The 19,170-nt window shown below is 43.2% G+C and carries 12 protein-coding genes and 3 tRNA genes; 6 read left to right on the top strand and 9 right to left on the bottom strand.

Annotated elements, in window-relative coordinates:
- Positions 1-94 precede the first annotated feature (94 nt).
- The 3 genes from F461_RS0107075 to F461_RS0107065 all read right to left on the bottom strand — a co-directional run bounded on the left by F461_RS0107075 (position 95) and on the right by F461_RS0107065 (position 5,666).
- On the bottom strand, positions 95-1,366 hold the full coding sequence (locus F461_RS0107075; RefSeq protein WP_020000454.1) for a proton-conducting transporter transmembrane domain-containing protein: 1,272 nt from the start codon (positions 1,364-1,366) through the stop codon (positions 95-97).
- A gap of 1,634 nt (positions 1,367-3,000) precedes the next feature.
- On the bottom strand, positions 3,001-5,409 hold the full coding sequence (locus F461_RS0107070) for a methyl-accepting chemotaxis protein (RefSeq protein ID WP_020000453.1): 2,409 nt from the start codon (positions 5,407-5,409) through the stop codon (positions 3,001-3,003).
- 171 nt (positions 5,410-5,580) lie between these two features.
- Positions 5,581-5,666 (bottom strand) — tRNA-Leu (locus tag F461_RS0107065).
- Positions 5,667-5,911: 245 nt separating this feature from the next.
- On the opposite strand from F461_RS0107065, the gene F461_RS0107060 reads away from it, so the two are divergent.
- Both F461_RS0107060 and F461_RS0107055 read left to right on the top strand, forming a co-directional pair.
- Positions 5,912-6,412, top strand: a complete 501-nt coding sequence (locus tag F461_RS0107060; protein ID WP_143154786.1) for a hypothetical protein — start codon at positions 5,912-5,914, stop codon at positions 6,410-6,412.
- A gap of 461 nt (positions 6,413-6,873) precedes the next feature.
- Positions 6,874-8,457 carry a glycerol-3-phosphate dehydrogenase/oxidase gene (locus F461_RS0107055; protein ID WP_020000451.1) on the top strand — a complete coding sequence of 528 codons (1,584 nt, stop codon included), beginning with the start codon at positions 6,874-6,876 and terminating at the stop codon, positions 8,455-8,457.
- A gap of 138 nt (positions 8,458-8,595) precedes the next feature.
- On the opposite strand, the gene F461_RS0107050 is transcribed toward F461_RS0107055, so the two are convergent.
- Together F461_RS0107050 and F461_RS0107045 are read right to left on the bottom strand one after the other, a co-directional pair.
- Positions 8,596-10,551 carry an LTA synthase family protein gene (locus tag F461_RS0107050; protein WP_020000450.1) on the bottom strand — a complete coding sequence of 652 codons (1,956 nt, stop codon included), beginning with the start codon at positions 10,549-10,551 and terminating at the stop codon, positions 8,596-8,598.
- Between the two features lie 691 nt (positions 10,552-11,242).
- Positions 11,243-11,328: transfer RNA gene (locus F461_RS0107045), tRNA-Leu, on the bottom strand.
- A 358-nt stretch (positions 11,329-11,686) separates the two neighbouring features.
- Here F461_RS0107045 and F461_RS0107040 point away from each other — a divergent pair.
- On the top strand, positions 11,687-12,544 hold the full coding sequence (locus F461_RS0107040; protein WP_020000449.1) for a hypothetical protein: 858 nt from the start codon (positions 11,687-11,689) through the stop codon (positions 12,542-12,544).
- 197 nt (positions 12,545-12,741) lie between these two features.
- Here the strand turns inward: F461_RS0107040 and F461_RS0107035 are convergent, their stop codons facing one another.
- Positions 12,742-13,005: an RNA-binding regulator gene (locus tag F461_RS0107035; protein WP_020000448.1), complete on the bottom strand. Its 264-nt coding sequence runs from the start codon at positions 13,003-13,005 to the stop codon at positions 12,742-12,744.
- Positions 13,006-13,543: 538 nt separating this feature from the next.
- Positions 13,544-13,629: transfer RNA gene (locus tag F461_RS0107030), tRNA-Leu, on the bottom strand.
- A gap of 359 nt (positions 13,630-13,988) precedes the next feature.
- Here F461_RS0107030 and F461_RS0107025 point away from each other — a divergent pair.
- The 3 genes from F461_RS0107025 to F461_RS0107015 all read left to right on the top strand — a co-directional run bounded on the left by F461_RS0107025 (position 13,989) and on the right by F461_RS0107015 (position 16,910).
- The gene (locus tag F461_RS0107025; protein WP_020000447.1) at positions 13,989-15,011 is read left to right on the top strand and encodes a DUF1786 domain-containing protein; all 1,023 of its coding nucleotides are present in this window, start codon (positions 13,989-13,991) and stop codon (positions 15,009-15,011) included.
- 86 nt (positions 15,012-15,097) lie between these two features.
- Entirely contained in the window at positions 15,098-16,390 is a 1,293-nt protein-coding gene (locus F461_RS0107020; RefSeq protein ID WP_020000446.1) for a phenylacetate--CoA ligase family protein, read from the top strand.
- Between the two features lie 10 nt (positions 16,391-16,400).
- A complete protein-coding gene (locus tag F461_RS0107015) occupies positions 16,401-16,910 on the top strand; it encodes a DUF456 domain-containing protein (protein WP_020000445.1) in 510 nt (169 codons plus the stop codon).
- A 541-nt stretch (positions 16,911-17,451) separates the two neighbouring features.
- Here F461_RS0107015 and F461_RS0107010 read toward each other — a convergent pair.
- Positions 17,452-17,904, bottom strand: a complete 453-nt coding sequence (locus F461_RS0107010; RefSeq protein ID WP_020000443.1) for a flavodoxin — start codon at positions 17,902-17,904, stop codon at positions 17,452-17,454.
- Between the two features lie 283 nt (positions 17,905-18,187).
- Entirely contained in the window at positions 18,188-19,159 is a 972-nt protein-coding gene (locus F461_RS17300; RefSeq protein WP_020000442.1) for a pseudouridine synthase family protein, read from the bottom strand.
- Positions 19,160-19,170: the final 11 nt, after the last annotated feature.

The following is a 19,170-nucleotide window of genomic DNA, read 5'->3' as shown; positions in this document are numbered from 1 at the left end:
TCGGCCGGAAGGTTCAGCCACTGTTCCAGAACGGTCAGTGCAGGTTCGTAGAAGTTTGAGCCGCTAACATGAGATTTTTCTGGGCTGATGTCTGTTACACCACAACCTTAACAGCAAAACCGAAGAAACAAAGTAATGCAGCCATACCAGCAAGAACAGGACTCATGTTTCCTGTTGCTTGAGCAATGGCGGCAAATTCAAAGCTTCCGGTTGCACTGTGGATAAGAAAGATGCCGAACAGCAGGGCATATGCACCGGCTGCACACATAAAGAAGTATTTAAAGCCTGCTTTAAACGCGTCTGTTGTTTCTTCGTGAATAACGAGGAAGTAAGAGCTGAACGTCATCAGTTCCCAGAAGCCATACAGTGCACCAAGGTGCTGTGTAAGGGTGAGACCGATGAGAGAGCCCTGCATGAGAAGCAGGAAAAACCAGTAGCGGGTAGCGTTTTCTTTATGAATGTATCCGCCTGAGTACACGGTAACAATAAGACCGATGCCAGCCATAATGCAGGCAAAGAGCTTAGAAAGAGCCGGTACATCAGCAGAAGCGGTAAGTACCAATGCTGCTACAGATAATGTAGTCGCCAGTACAAAACGCCAGTCAAAACGTTTAATCGCTGCCGGAATGAATTTAGACGGAATAAACAGTAGGAATGCGCCAACATATGGGAGAGTTGCTGCAAGCGGCCAGTGCGCTTCGAACTGAGGAATAGTTGCCTCTGCACCGAAAGTCGCCACGACTGCGTGAACAAGCTGCTCCGGAAAAACGTGGGAAAGGGCAACAACCATACCCAACAGAATGGTGATACCACCAAGTACGGTAGATGTAGCCGGTTTGCTGTCCGCGTTTTCAGGCGCTTCAAAGCAGATGCTTTGAACAATTTTGATTGTGTACCACAAAGCAATACAGTTGCTTGCAAGCAACATGATTGTCGGGAGGTACATCTCTGCACTGACAAGCCCGTATGTCAACGCCAGCTTACTTACTGCACCTTTGAATGGAGTAAAGCCAATGGCGGAAAACATGGCAAACCCGAATGCGCCCGCGAAAAGTGGTGAGCGTTTGAACGCACCACGGAGGTTTGCGAGATCGAGCGAGCCGAATTGTTTTGCCAGTCCGAAAAGTGCAAAAACAGCCAGACCTCTGATAGAGAACTGGTAAAAAAGGTGTAATGCAGCGCCTGCATTACCGGAGATTGTTCCTGTTCCAAGCCCGGCAAGGACAGCCCCGATTTCCGCAATGCTGGAAAAAAGGAGAACAGTTGTTAATTTGTTGAACTGCTTACATGCCCAGAACTGAGCAAGCAGAAGAATCAAACACCCAATGTAGACTGAGAAGTGAGAAGTGGTAACTTCAAGTAACATGCAATTCTTGCTCCTTATGAAAGAAGACAATACCGATTGCCCAGACGCACCTATAGCAGGTGAATCTACGGTATTCTTCCAGTACAACACAAAGGAAACCCCATTTTCCTGTTCATAGCGCAGCTATGTTCAAACTGTGTTGTTGTTTCTTTCAATCCGAATCCAGTTCGCCGTCGCAACACGGCGCAGTACTTCCTGTATGTTGAACTAGTTCATCAGCACTGTGCCCTTTCTGTGCGGAGGAACGAGTTTAACGCATGACACTTTTTCAAATTGTGCGGGTCGGCACTCCTGCCAATCGAAATAGTGTTGTGAAGTAGCTGACAGCTCGTCAGTTCTTTTGTTTGGTGACTACCTTCAAAGAAGGAAAAGAATATGGAGCCCCTAGAATGCGATTGTGAGGGATTTCATAAACACAAATCTAACGGGCAATATAGTCTTTTTACATCTCTTTACAACTGAATGAGTAATCAATTAAACAATTTAGCGACCATTTGTTTCATTTTCTGAGTGTTTTGGTCAGCTTTTGGGGAGAGCAGTGTAGCACTTGCCTGCTTAAACTGCTGTATTATCTCGCTTTCTAAACAAAAAATGTGATTGCTGTGTAGGAATGCTTTTGCAAAACGAGGTTTGTACCCATTTACTTATGGGGTGTTAGTCCTATGGATTAGTGGATTGATGTATTTCCATTGTTTGATCATGCAGTCAGTCTATACATTTTTTTGATTAATCGCACAATCTTTCTTTTTTGCAGAGGATTTAGCTATAAGTTGCTAAAAATAAGGGGAATATTCTCTTAGTGTCTGTTTGTGGGTAAGACTGCGAAAAGAAAAAAATCAATAATATCCGTGGGGTGAGGCGTAGAAAGAGGAATGTAAAAAATTTTCTACAAGAAACAGTTGTATGTAAAAATAACTTATTAAAGAAAACGTTGCATTGTAAAAAGTATTTTATGCGTAAAAATATATTGTAGTACTTTTAAAAAGTATTTTTCTTTTAAAAGTTGCAATCAAAATTCTATGTAGAAAAAATATTTTGTTGATAAAAAAATGAGAAAAAAACGTGAAAAAAATGATTCGAGTTGCACGAGTAAAAAAGTAAAAAATAAAAATATATATTTCATTGAATTGCTAATTAAATATTTTGTCGAAAATGGCAAAGAAGGCGTAGTTGGGGACTGTATAATATTTAATGCATAGTGATAAATGTCACAAGCTAAAAAAATGCATTATTAGTCCCGTATTTCAAAGTGTTACCGTAGGATGCTATAGATGAAGACTGTTTTAGTTTTTGTTTTAACTTTCTGAAATAAAAGCATAATATAGCAGTAAAGCATGTTTGTTCTGCTATCATACTAAAATGGTGCAAAATAGTTGCTAAGTACCGTAGCTATGTGATACTTTTCACATGAAAGAAAAAATCTATGTTTTCGAAAAGAAATGCAAGGCACACCGCATTATCTTTCATATGGTAAGCGCCAAACTAAACATATGTTCGAAAATGTCACCATAGATTTATATAATGTATGAAGCCGGACTGTGTGCCGGTAAAAAAAGCCTGATCATGTTATGATCAGGCTTTTTTTGTGTGGTAATGTTACGTTGCGCTTACACGCTTTATTGAAAGGGGGGGGATTAGCCGCGCAATGTACCTATCAGCTTACTGAGCTCTCTTGAGTTTTCGGCAAGGGCTTTCACTACTTCTGTTGATTCACCCATACCTGCCCCTGTTTCTGTAGCAACTTCATTGATTGCAGTTACGCTGTTGAGAATTGTTGCCTGCTGGTCGGCATGTGTTCTGGAGAATTGCGCTATCTGTTCAATGTGTTCACCCATTGAAGTGGATAATGAAGTGATATCCTGAAGTGCCTCAGAAGATGCTGCCACAAGCCTTGTACTTTCCGCGACGGCTTCTACTGCTGCGTTTGTGCTGGATATGTTGTTTGTTATCTGCGTACGGATTGTGTCTATACTTTTGTTTACTGTAGTTGTCGCTTCCATGGTTCTTTCTGCCAGTTTGCGTACCTCGTCGGCAACAACAGCAAACCCGCGTCCAGAATCACCCGCCCGGGCTGCTTCAATTGCAGCATTAAGTGCCAACAGATTTGTCTGATCGGCGATTTCGCTAATTACGCCGATAAGGTTACCAATGCCTGCCGTCTGTGAACCGAATTCGTGCATGCTCTCTTTGAGCTCGCCTGAAAGATTTTGTACTTTTTGCATTGCTGTTGCTGTCTTCTTCATAACATCTGCACCATGTTCGGCCTTTGTTTTGGCTGTCTGGGCATTTTTTACAGCATCTTCTGCGTAGGATGCAGAATGTCCGAGGACGGTGTTCATGTCGTCCACAATGTCAGTTGCCTCTTTCAGTTTCGTTATTTGCAGACGTGCTCCCACCCCGATCTGTTCAACCTGTCCGGATAAAGTAACGGCTTCTGTTGAAACGTTTGATGCAATGCTTTCTGCCTGCTCCGCAACCTTAAGCATTTTATCGTTTTGCAGTTGAATTTGCTGCTCTTTGGTTCGGATATCTGTGAGGTCGCTGACAAGAGCTATGGAGCCAATGAGCTGTTTATCCATGTCGTATAGTGGTGCACAGTCGACACGAACTATGCGTTTCCTGTTGTCCGGAGTTGTCCAGATCTGTTCATTATTGAGAATTGCCTGCTGCTCACGAAGTACATGTTCTGTAGATGTTTCGCTGTGTTCTAATAATGAAGCAGCTGGTTTTCCGATGTAAAAAGACGGCTCACTGGTGGATTCTACAAGGGTAGTGAGCTGGGTGTTTGTGAAAACGATTTTGTTTTCATTGTCTGTAATGATGCAAGGGTGTGTCAGTCCTAAAAGAATGCTTTCCGCGAACCCAAGCTTTTCTTTAAGTTGGTTGACCATGTGGAGCATTCCTGCTGTCAATTCTGCAATCTCACCGCTGAAACTGTTGTCGAGTCGTGCAGAGAGATTTCCTTCTGAAACTTCTTTGGCAAAGGTGAGAATTTGTTGGAATGGTTTTGCCAGCGAAATATGAATCATGCTGAATGTCGCAATTAGTATGATCAGTGTGCTGATTATGCCGAGAATAAGGGTTGCGTTGCGTAGTTCCTGCACGGCTGAGAAGGCGATTGAGGTAGGCAGTTCGCTGATGATTGCCCATGTGTGTGAGCCGAAATGGACGGGAGAATATGCTGTTGCGTATTTCTTGCCGTCAAAACTTGTATCTATAAGTGTCCCGCTTTTTCCGGAAAGCGCCAGTGTTACTGCCTGTTGTGTGGCGCGTCCTGTTGACGGTGTAGCAAGGGAGTTTTTTAGGCTGTGGGTTTGTGCTGCGCGGGATAAGTCGGAACGCATTAACTTGTCCATGCCTACAAGGTAGGAATCACTTTTGCTGGAGTTGTCCTTATCATTAATGAGGGTAGAAAGCATGTTGACCGGCAGTCTCAGGACTGCAACTCCGAGTATTTCCTGCGTGTAGCTGTAAACCGGGGCGGCGATGAAGGCTGCAGGTGTGTTATTGTCCGGAGCAAAAGGCGCAATGTCTGTAAAGCAGATTTCCCCCTTCATGGCCTTTGCCCATGCTTTTGAGAGCGGTGAGCCGCTCTGCGCCCCGTGTTTGAAATCGTAGCCAAGTTCTTTTCCGCGCTTTACCGAAAAAATAATTCTGCCATAGTCATCCATGAGCAGGGCATCTTCAAACCCTAATTCTTTAACAAACGGGAGAAAGGATGGGGCAACATATTGATATATGTTTTCGTACTCCTCATCCAGCTCAAGCGGTTCCCCTTTTACCGCTGTGTATGTTGCATCGCGGAGCATGCCTATAGCGTTGTATACTTCTTTTACTTTGGAGAAGATGACAGCTTCCTGTTTCCAGACGTTGATAAGTGTCTGTATATGTCGTCGTTGCGCGTCCTGTGTGGCTTTAAGTTGCGAAAAGGAGTTTTCTTCCAAGCTGACTGCAGCGGTGTGTACGCTGTAGGTGCCCATCGCGAGCAATGGAAGGAGGCCTATACAAATACTGAAAAGGGTCAACTTGGTGCGTAGCCGCATTGTTTTTCAGTCCTTTTATTAGTGTTATCAGGGTGATGAGGTAGATAGATCACTAATGTTACAGACTGGTTAAGGCGGGGTGAAAAATGTGCTTTTGGGAGAACCGGTCTTCTGGAAGAAAGCGTTGCGGGAAAAAAGATCATACTTTCGTATGATCTTTTCATAAGTGCATGGTGCCCAGGGGGAGACTCGAACTCCCACGGGCGTGGCCCACTACCCCCTCAAGATAGCGTGTCTACCAATTCCACCACCTGGGCACTTATATGAGCTTCGCTAGTGCGTCACTCTGAGGTTCGCTAAGTTGTTGTTCCTTAGCGCGGAAATTTGTTTATGCGGATTGCTTCCATTTGGCAAGCTTTTTTTATTTTTTTTTGAAGAAAGAATGATGCGAATCAAAATACCATGGTTGTGATGTCTTGATGATGAGGTAGTATGTACCTTGTATTTGCTTTTGAGTGAGGAGATTAAGGCGATGGGTCAACATATTGATAGGGAGATTTTCATGAAGCTTGTACGATTTTTTATAGCAACAGCATTAGTTATGTGCATCGCAGTGTCATCACTTGCAATGAAGCAAGACATGATGGTGAAGCAGCCGATGATGAAAAACGGTATGGTTATGATGATGATGGCTCCTAATGGTACGCTTATGCCAATGACGATGAAAGATGGTTCGATGGTGCCGATGATGATGAAAGACGGCATGATGATGAAAGACATGAAAATGCCTATGATGATGATGAAAGGCAGTATGTTGAAAATGCCTATGATGGTGAAAGATGGAATGATGATGCCGATGATGAAAGGTACTAACAATAAGTCTATGCTGATGAAAGATATGAATATGGAATGTATGATGATGCCTGTAGTGATGAACAATGGAATTATGGTGATGATGCCAATAATGATGAAGGAAGGCATGATGATGCCTATGGCTATGAAAGATGGGATGATGATGCCTATGACTATACCGTTAATGATGAACGGCGGTATGCTGAAGTAAAATTTTACTCCTTTTTTTATTAGGAACACCCTGCAATTGCGGGGTGTTTTTTTGTAAATTTGTTAGTGAATGATTGATTTTATATAATGATAATAGTAACGATAATTAATAGCTTTACAATTCTGAGGGAATACATATTTATAAAAAAAAGCAGTTAAGAGTCTGTGGTGATAGTAATATCTCATTTTTTTATAGAATTGCTATTGTAAGAGGTAGCGTATTGCGAAGATGAAACGTTTATATTTGGTTAAGTAGCTTATGTAAGCTTTTAACATGGTAAAATAGTGTATTATCTGCTTTGAAAAAAAATAAGCAGAACATTCGTAACAGTATTATTGGAAATAAAAAGTTTCCCTTAATTGTTTTTGTGCGAAAGTACATATGTGTGCATTCTATGCATATTTTACGGAGTGTTTCTATCACCGCCCATTCGGTAGGAACAAAACTATGAGGAGATGAGTGTGCAACGTTCAGAATCTATAGAAAAAATTGAAAGTCAGGATATGTGGGATGTTCTTATCGTTGGCGGTGGTGCAACTGGTCTAGGTACCGGTGTTGATGCAGCATCCAGAGGGTATTCAACCGTTCTGCTTGAGGCGGCAGATTTTTGTCAGGCCACTTCAAGCAGAAGCACCAAGCTTGCGCACGGTGGTGTTCGGTATCTGGAGCAGATGAACTTTTCCTTAGTATATGATGCATTGCATGAGCGTGGCCGCATGCGCCGTAATGCTCCGCATCTTGTGGACGATCAGTCCTTCATTGTGCCGACATATAGCTGGTGGGAAACATTCTACTATGGAATTGGCCTTGTCATGTACGACCTTCTTTCCGGCCCGTTCAGCTTTGGCCGTTCCTATCCCATGGTGCGTAACAGCGCATTCTATCATGTGCCGGGATTAAATCCTGTCGGGGTAAAGGCTGGTGTCCGGTATCATGACGGTCAATTTGATGATGCCCGCTATGCGATGACTCTTGCCTTAACTATGAATGAGTTGGGTGGATGTCCTGTGAACCATATGCAGGTTCGTTCTCTGATTAAAGAGGATGGCGTTGTGCGTGGTGTAGTTGCTGTTGATTTGCTGACAGGTAAAGAACATACGATCCATGCCCGTTCTGTTGTAAACGCAACAGGTATTTTTACAGATGAGATCCGTCAGATGGACGACCCGTCTGTAACGCCTATTTTGCAGCCGAGTCAGGGGATTCATATTATGCTCGACAGAACATTCTGTCCGGGTGAAGCCGGAATATTGATTCCTAAAACAGACGATGGACGTGTTGTTTTTGTTCTGCCGTGGCACGACAAACTTATTATCGGTACCACTGATACGGAAGTTTCCGGACCTGAGATGGAACCGAAAGCAACAAATGACGAAGTGGACTTCCTGCTTGAACATGTTGGCCGCTTCCTTGCCCGTAAGCCGCAACGAAAAGATGTGCGCAGTGTGTTTAACGGCATTCGTCCTCTTATTAAGGCTGAAGGAGCAGATGGAACGTCTGCGCTTTCACGCGACCACTACCTTACTGTATCTGAATCTGGTTTGGTGACCATTGCCGGTGGTAAGTGGACTACGTATCGCAAAATGGCAGAAGATGTCGTAAATACCTGTGCGAAAACAGCACAACTTCCTGCCGTGGAGTGCCGCACAAGTAATATGCCATTGCATGGCTGGACACGTGATTTCGATAAGGATGATCCGTTCCGCGCGTATGGTAGTGATGTGCAGTATTTGTATGATTTGATGGATGAAGATGAGACTCTTGCAGAGTTGCTGCACAAACGTCTTCCATACCGAAAAGTGGAAGTTGTATGGGCTGTACGATCCGAAATGGCACAAACTCTGTACGGTGTACTTGCATTGCGCACCCGTGCTCTTCTCCTCGATGCCGCAGCAGCGGTTGAGGCTGCGCCGGAAGTGGCACGGCTTATGGCTGTTGAGCTTGGCCTTTCAGGAGAAGATGCAGCAGCTTGGATTGATACGCAACTTGCAGAGTTCACCGAAGTCGCATCACAATATATGGCCGGAACCTGCTGTCAGTTATAACAAAAACGCCCCGCTTCGATTAAGACGCGGGGCGTTTTTGTTTGGGGAACTATATTAAGCCATCTCCAGCTAATTGGGAATAGGGAAATGTGTTGGAGGAACAGTTGTGTTCATTCGATGGACTATCATCACAGGACTCTATTTTTTGGAAGTATTGTTAGAAAGAAGTGTGTCAGTATTTAGTTTGTTTTTGTAAGCCCATGCCGCATTTTGATAGTAGGAGATAGCTCTTTGCACGAGGGGATCATCTGTTGATCCCTTTTGGGTTTTCACTGCTCTCTCGTTTTCAATGGTTTCAACCTCAATACTTTTTCTAGGTCCAAGTACCGCCATCCGCTTTCCGTCAAACAAGCCAAGGTATTGGTAGTTGCCAATAAATGCTCTTCCTTCTTCTGGAGCCATCTGGGCAATGTCTTTTCCATAAAAGAAAGAAGGGTACGACCAATTGAGTAATCCGAGAATTGTCGGGGCAACGTCAATTTGGCTGGATAACATATCCACAAGCTTAGGCTTTACAATTTTAGGCGCATAAATCCACATCGGGATCCTGTATCGACGTACGGGTAAGTGTTCACGTCCTGCGCTGCTTGCCTGATGGTCGGCAACAAATACAAAGATTGTGTTGTCGAACCAGAGTTTCTGCTTTGCCTTTTTCAGGAAGTCACCAATTGCCCAGTCTGTGTACTGAACAGCACCAGTTCGTCCTTCACCTGATGGAATTGCAACGCGGTTGTCAGGGTATGTGTATGGGCGATGGTTCGATGTCGTCATGACATGAAGAAAGAAATGGTTTTTTGCAGCCGCTTCACTATCTGCAGTCTTAATTACTTGATTAAAAAGGTACTCATCAGCCATTCCCCATGCATTTTCAAAACCGATTTCTTTATCCGGTACGGAAGATTGGTCAACGATCTTGTAGCCGTTGCCGGCAAAGAATTCGTTCATGTTGTCAAAGTAGCCGCGTCCACCATACATAAAGTAATTGGAGTATCCTTTGGATGCGAAGATACGTCCTAGAGATATGTAGCCCTTTTCGTTGCCGATGCGTTTAATAATGGAGCGGCCAGGAGTAGGCGGTATTGAAAGCGTAAGTGCTTCCAGTCCACGGGTTGTTCGGGTACCTGTCGCAAACAGGTGCGTATAGAACTGAGCCTCGGAAATAAGTGCATTCATATTTGGGGCGACGTCTTTTTCGGCACCGTAGCGGGAAAGATATTTTGGGGTAAAACTTTCCAGAGTGACGAGTATTACGTTGTATTTTTTTTCTTCACCAAAACGTTGGATTGATCTGAACAGACTGTGTTGGTTTTCAGACAAAAAAGTGTTTGTAGTTTTAGAAAGATCTGCACGGATGATTTTGTTTGAGGTGGTTTCTTCAATCGATGGATAAAATTGATAGTAGTCCAGCTCATTATTTTTGAATGCAGATACGAACTGGTATGGGCCATTCGCAGCCAGTTCTTTTTGGTACGTGTTGTCTGAAAAATCTCGTAATTCGCTGGTAAGGAAAAGTCCTCCCGTTGTAGCTATCAGTAGGATGCCTGCAAAAGGAATACAATTGGATACAAATGAGTTTCGTGCTGCAAGCGCACCGTTAATTACTGAACGGACTTTGTATGTGACTAGGCCGGAAATAGTCGCAAGTGTAGGAATGATAACGAAAATTGGATATGATTCTAAAATGTTGTTAACAACTTCTTTGCGGTAGATGAGATAGTCAACTGATATAAAGTTGAAGCGTACGTTGAATTCTTCCCAGAAGAAGAATTCTGCGGTTGCTCCAAAAATGAGAAGAAAAATAGTTAGAAAGAATGCGCTGTACACGAAAATTTTGTTTAAGGTGGAGCGCCATATGAAGTTGGGGGCAGCGGTAATATATAGGCAAGGAAGAATTGTGGCGAATGCGAAAAAGCATAGATCGAAAAGGAAGCCGACAGAAAATATTTTAATGATTTCAATGGGAGATGGTGAAGCATCATTCCATGAATATATAAGTAGCCCTAAGCGTACCAGCGCCCAAAGTGTAATCGATATGATAAAAGCCAACAGAACAGCACGGTATCTATATGTTTCTGTTGTGGTTTGTATGTTCATCGTATCTTCCTGTTAAAGAAATCTATATATGACATGTAATGACTGTTAATTATGACATGTAAGGTCGCCTCTAGTATTTATAGTGTAGTTAATAAAGAGTCAATTTCGTGTTGTTGTCTAGAATATAAAGTCAATTTTATGTTGGCAACATTGGAATGTAGTAAAATAAAATGGTTGTAAGAAACGTACAGTCTTACAAAATAGGTAAGTATAATAAAAAAAGAGTTAGTTATCCCTGTAACTAACTCTTTTCTTAAGTAGTAAATGCTTGCGGAAAAGTTATGAAACTGCAGTTGCAATAGATTTTTGATAGTTATGATTTCAGTCAGTTGAGACAACGTGGTCTGTATCTTCAAGTCCGTTCGCAATACAGATTTTATCTGCTTTTTCAATCAGACGAACACAGTGTTTCTTCAGATGTCAAACGAACATAGTTTTGTCTGCACGCTGATAGAGTGAAGCGAGTTAATTGATGATTTGAATCGCTGATTGATTCATAATGTGTGACGCTTCAAAGCTTGTAACAACCGTTTGCCGATCATATTTTATGCCATATTTGCTCATGAAGAGCGGGTGGGAATTATTGGCAGTAAGAACGTTTGATTGTTTGCGGGCTGTTTTGTGTGTCATGAACGGGGGATAATTGCCCAAAAAAAAGATCATACTTTCGTATGATCTTTTCGTAAGTGCATGGTGCCCAGGGGGAGACTCGAACTCCCACGGGCATGGCCCACTACCCCCTCAAGATAGCGTGTCTACCAATTCCACCACCTGGGCACTTATATGAACTTCGCTTGCGCGATGCTCTGAGGACGCGTTAAGTTTTTTCCCCTAACGCGGAAATTGTATCTATGTGTATTACACTCGTTTGGCAAGTGTTTTTTTAAAAAAATAGAAAAAAATGAAACGGGTGACATGGGGGATGCTACTGAGTTTAAAAAAATTACGAACGGTAGTTACTATTTTTAAATGCAGTTGAGGCATGTTCTCAATGCAAAAATCCCCCTCCTGCAAGATAATGAAGAATGGAAAATAGTTGTGGCGCCCTTGTTGTAACCGTGTGTTCATCTAAATAGGTTTGTGTTCTTGTAAGCATGCGGTAGGTATTGAGAGAAAACAGATAGCAGGAAGCGGAATGAACGGATTAGGGGAACATAGGCTTGAGTACGAAACTGTAGGGCCTTTTGTCACGCATGTATGGTTACATCATAGACATGGCAGTGATGTTTACACAGCACGTCCAGTGCGAAAAGGTGTTCGCTGGATACGGCCAATGATGCTGAGTAAAGAGGAACAGGCAAAATATGTGGTTTGCGTTAAAAGGATTAACTACTGGGTTGCAGTACTGTTCATGGTCGGAGCTTTTCTGTTTACCATCCCCGGTTTTTTGTCGGATTCATATTCTGCTTACTTCGATATTATATTTTGTTGTGGCTCAATCTTCTTTACCTCTGCGGCATATCTGCAACTAATCGAGTCCATTAATAAGGATATTACAAATCCGGAACTTTTCAGGACACAGCGGTGTCATTGGATACGAATAGCATGGCGTCCTAAAAACCTTGGCTACTTGTCATCGGTGGTGCAGTTTATGGGTACGTTGCTCTTTAATGTTAACTGTGTAGCAGCGTTGTTTGCAGTAACTCCAGTAGAAAAAAATATCTCTATCTGGCTACCGGGAATGTTGGGGAGTATCTGTTTTTTACTTTCTTGCGCCTTTGCATGGCTTGAAATTTATCGAGATCGTTCTATCAAGGCGTTTCGGTCAGAAGAGTGGTGGATTGTTTGGGTAAATATCGTTGGATCCATTGCATTTCAGATTTCAAGTGCTGTTGCTTTTTATTTGCCGCAAACTGGTGACGTTTTTGCTCCTGAAATGGCCAGTGGATATCTAACGTTCGGCGGAGGCTGTTTTTTTATTGGAGCATTTTTACTGCGTGTTGAAGATGTTGCAGATACTCGTAAATTTATCGGAGGAGAGTTTGTGCAGTAAGTCTTAAGGGCAACCCATAATAAAATGTTTCGAAATATGCTTGATGTTGTTGGGTTGGTAGTGACTTTCTTGCTTAGAGAGAAAAAATGTTCGATGCAGGATGTATTGTAATGGCGATTGAAGGAAAGCTGTTCTGAAGGAAGGCCAAAAAAAAAGCCCACCTAAAGGTGAGCTTTGATCGTCGAAGCTAAAATCGCTTAGTAGCGAGGGCGACGTTCACGAGGCTGTGCTTCGTTTACACGAAGGTCACGGCCCTGGAAGCTGGTGCCGTTGAGTGCTTCAATAGCCTGAGTCGCGCCGTTAGCATCCATTTCCACGAAGCCAAAACCACGGGAACGACCAGTTTCACGGTCTTCAATAACACGAGCAGATGCAACTTCGCCGAAATCAGCAAAAAGGTTGCGAAGGTCTTGGTCAGTACAGCCCCAGGAAAGGTTGCCAACATAAATATTCTTATTCAAAACAAAAAACTCCAAAGAAAGGATTGTCCCCCCACCACAAAGTAAACTTTGTTGGGGGCGTGTGTGCTACAAACCCGAGGGCAATTGAAGCACGATGTAAATACGATTAAAGAACCATATATGCGATGGGCGGGTTGGTCAATCGTTTCCTGCATTTTTTTTACTTTTATTTCAAAAAAATTGTTCCTGTTGTATAAAAACTAACTTGCTGTTTTGATTGTGGAAAAAACATCGTTTTTTATTAGTTATTATCGTTGCAAGATAGATTGTTAATTAATGTATGCGGTTACAAATGTGTGGCGCTTCTAAATAATGAAGTATCTCTCGTGATTATGTTTTTAAATGAAAGAGAGATGAGTCTTGTATGTTGTCTCAACATACTTAATTTAAATGGAATTTTTTTAGTTGGTCGTAGCGAAAAAAGGTAACGAAAAGGGGGGAGCGAAAGAGAGGAAGATATTTTTTAATAAAAAAAGATAGTTTCAAAAGAAGCCCAAAAAAAAAGATCATACTTTCGTATGATCTTTTCATAAGTGCATGGTGCCCAGGGGGAGACTCGAACTCCCACGGGCGTGGCCCACTACCCCCTCAAGATAGCGTGTCTACCAATTCCACCACCTGGGCACTTATATGAGCTTCGCTAGTGCGTCACTCTGAGGTTGCGCTAGGTTGTTGTTCCTTAACGCGGAAAAGCTTTTATGCGTAACGACGGTGCTTGGCAAGCGTTTTTTTGCGTTTTTTCCGTATTTTTATTGAGAAATTATAGTTTGAAAAGCATGTTGTTGGCATATCTAGTTGATTAACTTGTATGTTTATAGTCTTTTCCAAACGAGAGATTTTTATGTGCGAACAAAAATTCTGGCTTTTTGTAATGCATAAAATTAGATACCTGAATGATATTGCATACCAAGCCTAGAAAAAATGTAGCCTTTGCAAGGCAATATTACCTATCTGTAGCTACATAACTCCACTGGAGCATTTATATGAAATCGACTCTTTTTCTTGATATTGGCAGCGGGACTCAAGATGTTTTGTATTATCGGGATGATATGGAACTTGAAAATTGCAGTAAATTTGTGTTGCCATCTCCCGCTAAAATGGTTGCAAAACGTATTGTAGAGCTCACTGAAACTAGAAGTGATATTTATATGTTCGGCTCTAATATGGGCGGCGGTTTCTTTGGTGCAATGAAAAAGCATCTTGATGCCGGATTGCATGTGGCTATTCATCCTGAGGCTGCCTATGCATTGAATGACGATCCGAAACGTGTTGCAGCCCTCGGTGTTACTATTTGTGACAGCTGTCCTTCCGGTTACGTACCTGTGGAACTTTGTGACTACAATGCCGGCTGGTGGAATGCTTATCTTGGTATGGCAGGCTTATCTAGTCCGGATGAAGTTGTTGTAGCTGCTCAAGATCATGGTGTGCACGAAGATGAGGGGAATAGAATCGGACGGTTCCGTATGTGGCATGACTTGTTAACTCGCCACAAAGGAAATCCGTATTCTTTATTGTATAAAAAGCCAGCAGCAGCCCTTACCAGACTGGCTTCTATCCAGAAGGCTACTGGCGGTGGTTGTGTGGCCGACAGTGCTTCTGCTGCGGTACTTGGTGCACTGTATTCACCGGAAGTTGCGCAACGCAGCTGGCGTACTGGTATTACTGTTGTAAATGTGGGTAATAGCCATATCTCTGCGTTTCTTGTGTATCAGGAAAAAATTTATGGTGTATATGAGCATCACACCGGAATGTTGTCTGACGACGCGTTATTGCACGATTTAAAAGAATTTCGGCGTGGCTGGTTAACAGATGAAATGGTACGTGATGCCGGTGGGCACGGGTGTATGTACCTTGATTTGCCGGATGAAGGCGAAGGGTTTGTTCCGACATACTTGCTTGGACCAAAACGTGGTATTTTGGAAGGGCAAGGGGTAATGATTGCACCGGGTGGTGATATGATGCTTGCAGGATGTTTTGGGTTACTTAAGGCACTACAGAATATGTAGTAAATCGAATTTCGATAATGCCGAAATTGACATCGTTTGCTAGCTACGTATAATCCCCACTCACCTAGAGAATAAGGGGTTGTTGAATGTTATACTTTGATCCGGCAGAAGGATGGTCACGGGAAGAAATCGAACAGGCACAGGTTGCCCGTTTGCGTGCAACTATAGCTCAGGCTCGTAAGGCTCCAATCTATTGTAACAGATTTGATGAAATGGGTATTACTCCTGACTCTATTCAGAGTGTTGACGACGTACGTAAGCTGCCTGTGACAACGAAAGATGATCTTCGTGCCCAGTATCCGGATAAAATGAATACTGTTCCGCGAAAAGATATTGTGCGCATGCATGCATCCAGCGGAACAACAGGTTCTCCGACCGTTATTCACTACACTCAGAGTGATCTTGATAGTTGGTCTGACCTTGTTGCCCGTTGTTTGCATATGGTTGGAGTGCGTCCAGAGCACGTCTTCCAGAATATGACAGGTTATGGCCTGTTCACAGGCGGGCTTGGTTTGCATTACGGTGCAGAGCGGTTAGGGTGTCTCACCATGCCATCAGGGCCGGGGAATACAAAACGTCAGTTTATGCTGATGAAGGACTTTAATACGTATGCAGCGCACATTATTCCTTCCTATGCCCTATATTTAGGTGCAGCGCTGCGTGACATGGGGATGGCCCCGGAAGAGTTACCGTTAGGTATTGTTGTTACAGGTGCGGAACCGCATACGGAAGAGGCTCGCCAGCGTATTGAAAAATTGCTTGGAGTTAAGGCCTACAACTCGTACGGGTTGTCTGAAATGAACGGTCCCGGTGTTGCTTTTGAATGTACAGAACAGCACGGTATGCACATTTGGGAAGATGCATTTCTTCCAGAGATTGTAGACCCTGTTACCTTGGAACCGGTGGCTGATGGCGAAATTGGTGAACTTATTATGACCACTTTGTGTCGTACTGGTATGCCGATTATCCGTTACCGTACTAGAGACCTTACCCGTTTTATTACAGACGAGTGCCCATGTGGCAGACAGCATAGACGCATTGATCGAATTTTAGGCCGCGCAGATGATATGCTTATCATTAAAGGGGTTAATATTTACCCTATGCAGGTAGAGCGTGTGCTTATGGAGTTTAGTGAAGTTGGCGAGAATTATGTGATTGAGCTTGAACGTGAGAATTTTATCGACCAGTTGCGTGTGAAAGTGGAAATTAAAGAGGAACACTTTGTTGAGGACATGCGTGTCCTGCAGGGACTGCAACGTAAAATTGCTTCACGGCTGTGTAGCGAAATTCTTATTACTCCGCGCGTTGAAATTGTTCAGCATAACAGTTTGCCGAAATCAGAAGGCAAAGCGCAACGAGTAGTTGATAAACGAGAATAAGGAATACTGAGTGGAAACAGTTTTCGCAGTTGTTTTTACAGCTCTGATGGTCGCGTTTCTCGGCCTTCATTTTTTGAGTATGCCCGCAAATTTCTTGATTATGGGTATACTGGTTTTGTGGAAGTTTATGTATCCAGCGCAAGCTGTGGATATGAATTCAATGTTCTTTGTGACTACCGGCGGACTTGTGCTGCTTGGTGAAGCCTTGGAATTTATCTCTCAGTTAATGGGGGCAAAAAAGTACGGCGGGTCAAGAAAGGGGAACTTGGGTGGCATCATCGGTGCTGTGTGCGGCGCTATTATCGGCGCTCCATTCTTTCTTGGCTTCGGCGCCTTGTTCGGGGCTCTTGGGGGGGCATATGCTGGTTGTCTTATCTTTGAGATAGCGCATGGTCGGGATTTGCACGAATCTATGACCGCAGCTAAAGGTGCCTTCTATGGCAAGTTCCTTGGGATGAGCATTAAATTCGGCATCGGTATGTTCGTCGTTGTCTACGGTGCGTCGTATATTTGGGGCTAATGCGCTCGTTTTATGCATAGAAAATGAAACAGGCTGTGGAGCTTTTCCACAGCCTGTTTTTTTTTATTATCACTAGGTCTTACTGATGCGAAAAAAGCACCCTTGCCGGAGCAAGGGTGCCGTCATGCTGGATTAGGTAGTCAGAGAGCAGATGCGTGTCAGTGAAGAGACCGAGTTAAATGCACCAGAAGCTACTCTGACTGGGGACAACGTCCAGCGTGAAATTTTTATGTATTTTTTGCTACATCATCAGAGTAGCTGCTCCTATTTGTAAGGCTACCACTAGGGAAGCAAAGACAATTGTTTCGATGATATTTCGTTTGTTCATACCATGTCTCTTACAGGAGAACAGGGGCTGTACTACCTGTTCTCCTTTTTTATTCATTTTGTTCTGATTCGTCATGTTTCGGCTTTTTATTTGAGTAAGAGATAGGAGGTTCTGTTTTAACTATCCGCGTTTTTTTAAAAAAGTTGCGGATAGTTTGTGCATGGTGACACGAGCTAATACTTAGTGACTTATTCATAAAGCACCCTTTTCATACTATGCGTTTAGTTTTGCAATGAGGTCTTGTGCCCACGCATCAATGTCCGCCTGCTCGGATTTTGGGTCACCGTCAATTTTAAGTGAATCTGTGAAGATGGTAGCCCCTGCATTTTTGCATGCTTCTTCAATGGCATCTACCGCACCACAATAGTATTCGTAGCTGCTGTCACCGCAGCCAAAGCAGGCAATATTTTTACCGGCAAGATCAATATTTTCAATTTCTTCAAATACGGGAATAAAGTCATCCTGTAACTCGATTTCGTCATCGCCCCAAGTAGAGCACCCAAGGCAGCAAAGGTCATATGGTTTGGTAAGCTCGGCAACGTTGATGTCTGCAACATCTTCAATCGTTACTTCATGACCGTTTTGTTTCAGGGTACGCTGGATACTCTCTGCAACATATGCGGTATTACCTGTAGTGGAGCCGTATGCAATAAATACTGATGCCATAATATTGTCTCCTGTTTGGTTACGCTGTTGTATTACTATACAACAGCAATCTACAGTCGACCGTATATATGTTGTAGGTCTGTAATCTAGATAGGCCGGACCGCCTTTGGTGAGACGGCCCGGTAATCTGTGAAGGAGTAATAATAATCTGTGAAGGAGTAATAATAATCTGTGATTTCATGTTTTTTTGCCAACTATGTTTGTGTTGAGTTCTTTATATTGAAATTGAAAATCTTTTTCAATTAAAAAATGCAAAAAAATATTTTTTGTCGCAATCCACTGATTATTTAGTTGGAATTGAGAGTTTCCACTGTTCCCATGTCTTCCATGCAGGGGGACACATTGCAGAGAAAGAACCTAGTTCAATCTGATAGTGGTGTAGGTACATGGTTTTGTCTTGAGACGTTTCAAAACGTGTTTCAACATTGCCATAGAGTGGGTCTCCAACAATCGGGAAGCCTTGAGAGGCAATGTGTGCACGAATTTGGTGACGGGCCCCTTTACTGATGGCAGCCATAAGGAGCGTTGCAGAACTGGAAGGATCATTCGGCACTGTGGTTTCCAGCAACGGGAGAAACGTTGTGTGTCGTAAGGGATCTGGGTTTGTTTCTGGAAGTACTTTTGTGACTTTGCGTTTTGCCATATCAAGCTTGTTGGTGACAAGCAGAGGGGCTGGAACGGAACCGTGTACAAGAAGAATATAGATTTTTTCTATAGCACCAGCGTCTTCAAGTTCTTTAAACATGGCTGCGGCGGCTTGTGACTTTGCAGCCATGACCATGCCGGATGTCAGGCAATCGAGTCTGTTTACTAAAATAGGCAGCTCGTCTTCACTTGTGAACTGTTGGGAAAAAAGAGACGGAAGTTCTTCTTCAAGGCTTGGGGTATTTTTTCCGGCAATGGTTGTGGTGTGCAGACCGCCCGGTTTGAAAATTGCTGCAAAGTGAGCATCTTCATGTACAATATACAGTTGCTCTTTTAGCTCAGAGGGAATGTCTTCCGGAGTGCTGTTCTGAGTTGTTTTTTTTGGGGCCATACTTTCTGGAACAATTTTTTCTACAAGAATAATTTGGTCGCCGGTTAATACCGTATGTCCTTTTGAGCGGGGGACACCGTTAACGAGGACTGTGTGAGTTTCAAAGATTCTTCTGCGGATACGGAGACCGGATTCAGGAAGAAATATAGAAAGGGCAGCGTCAAGGCGTGTATTATTTAACGTCTTTGGAACAGTCGCAGTTGAGAGATTTTCTATCATATTATGTGAGA

The sequence above is a fragment of the Halodesulfovibrio aestuarii DSM 17919 = ATCC 29578 genome, from assembly GCF_000384815.1.
Taxonomy (GTDB): Bacteria; Desulfobacterota; Desulfovibrionia; order Desulfovibrionales; family Desulfovibrionaceae; genus Halodesulfovibrio; species Halodesulfovibrio aestuarii.
This window is presented reverse-complemented; position numbering and strand designations above follow the sequence as displayed.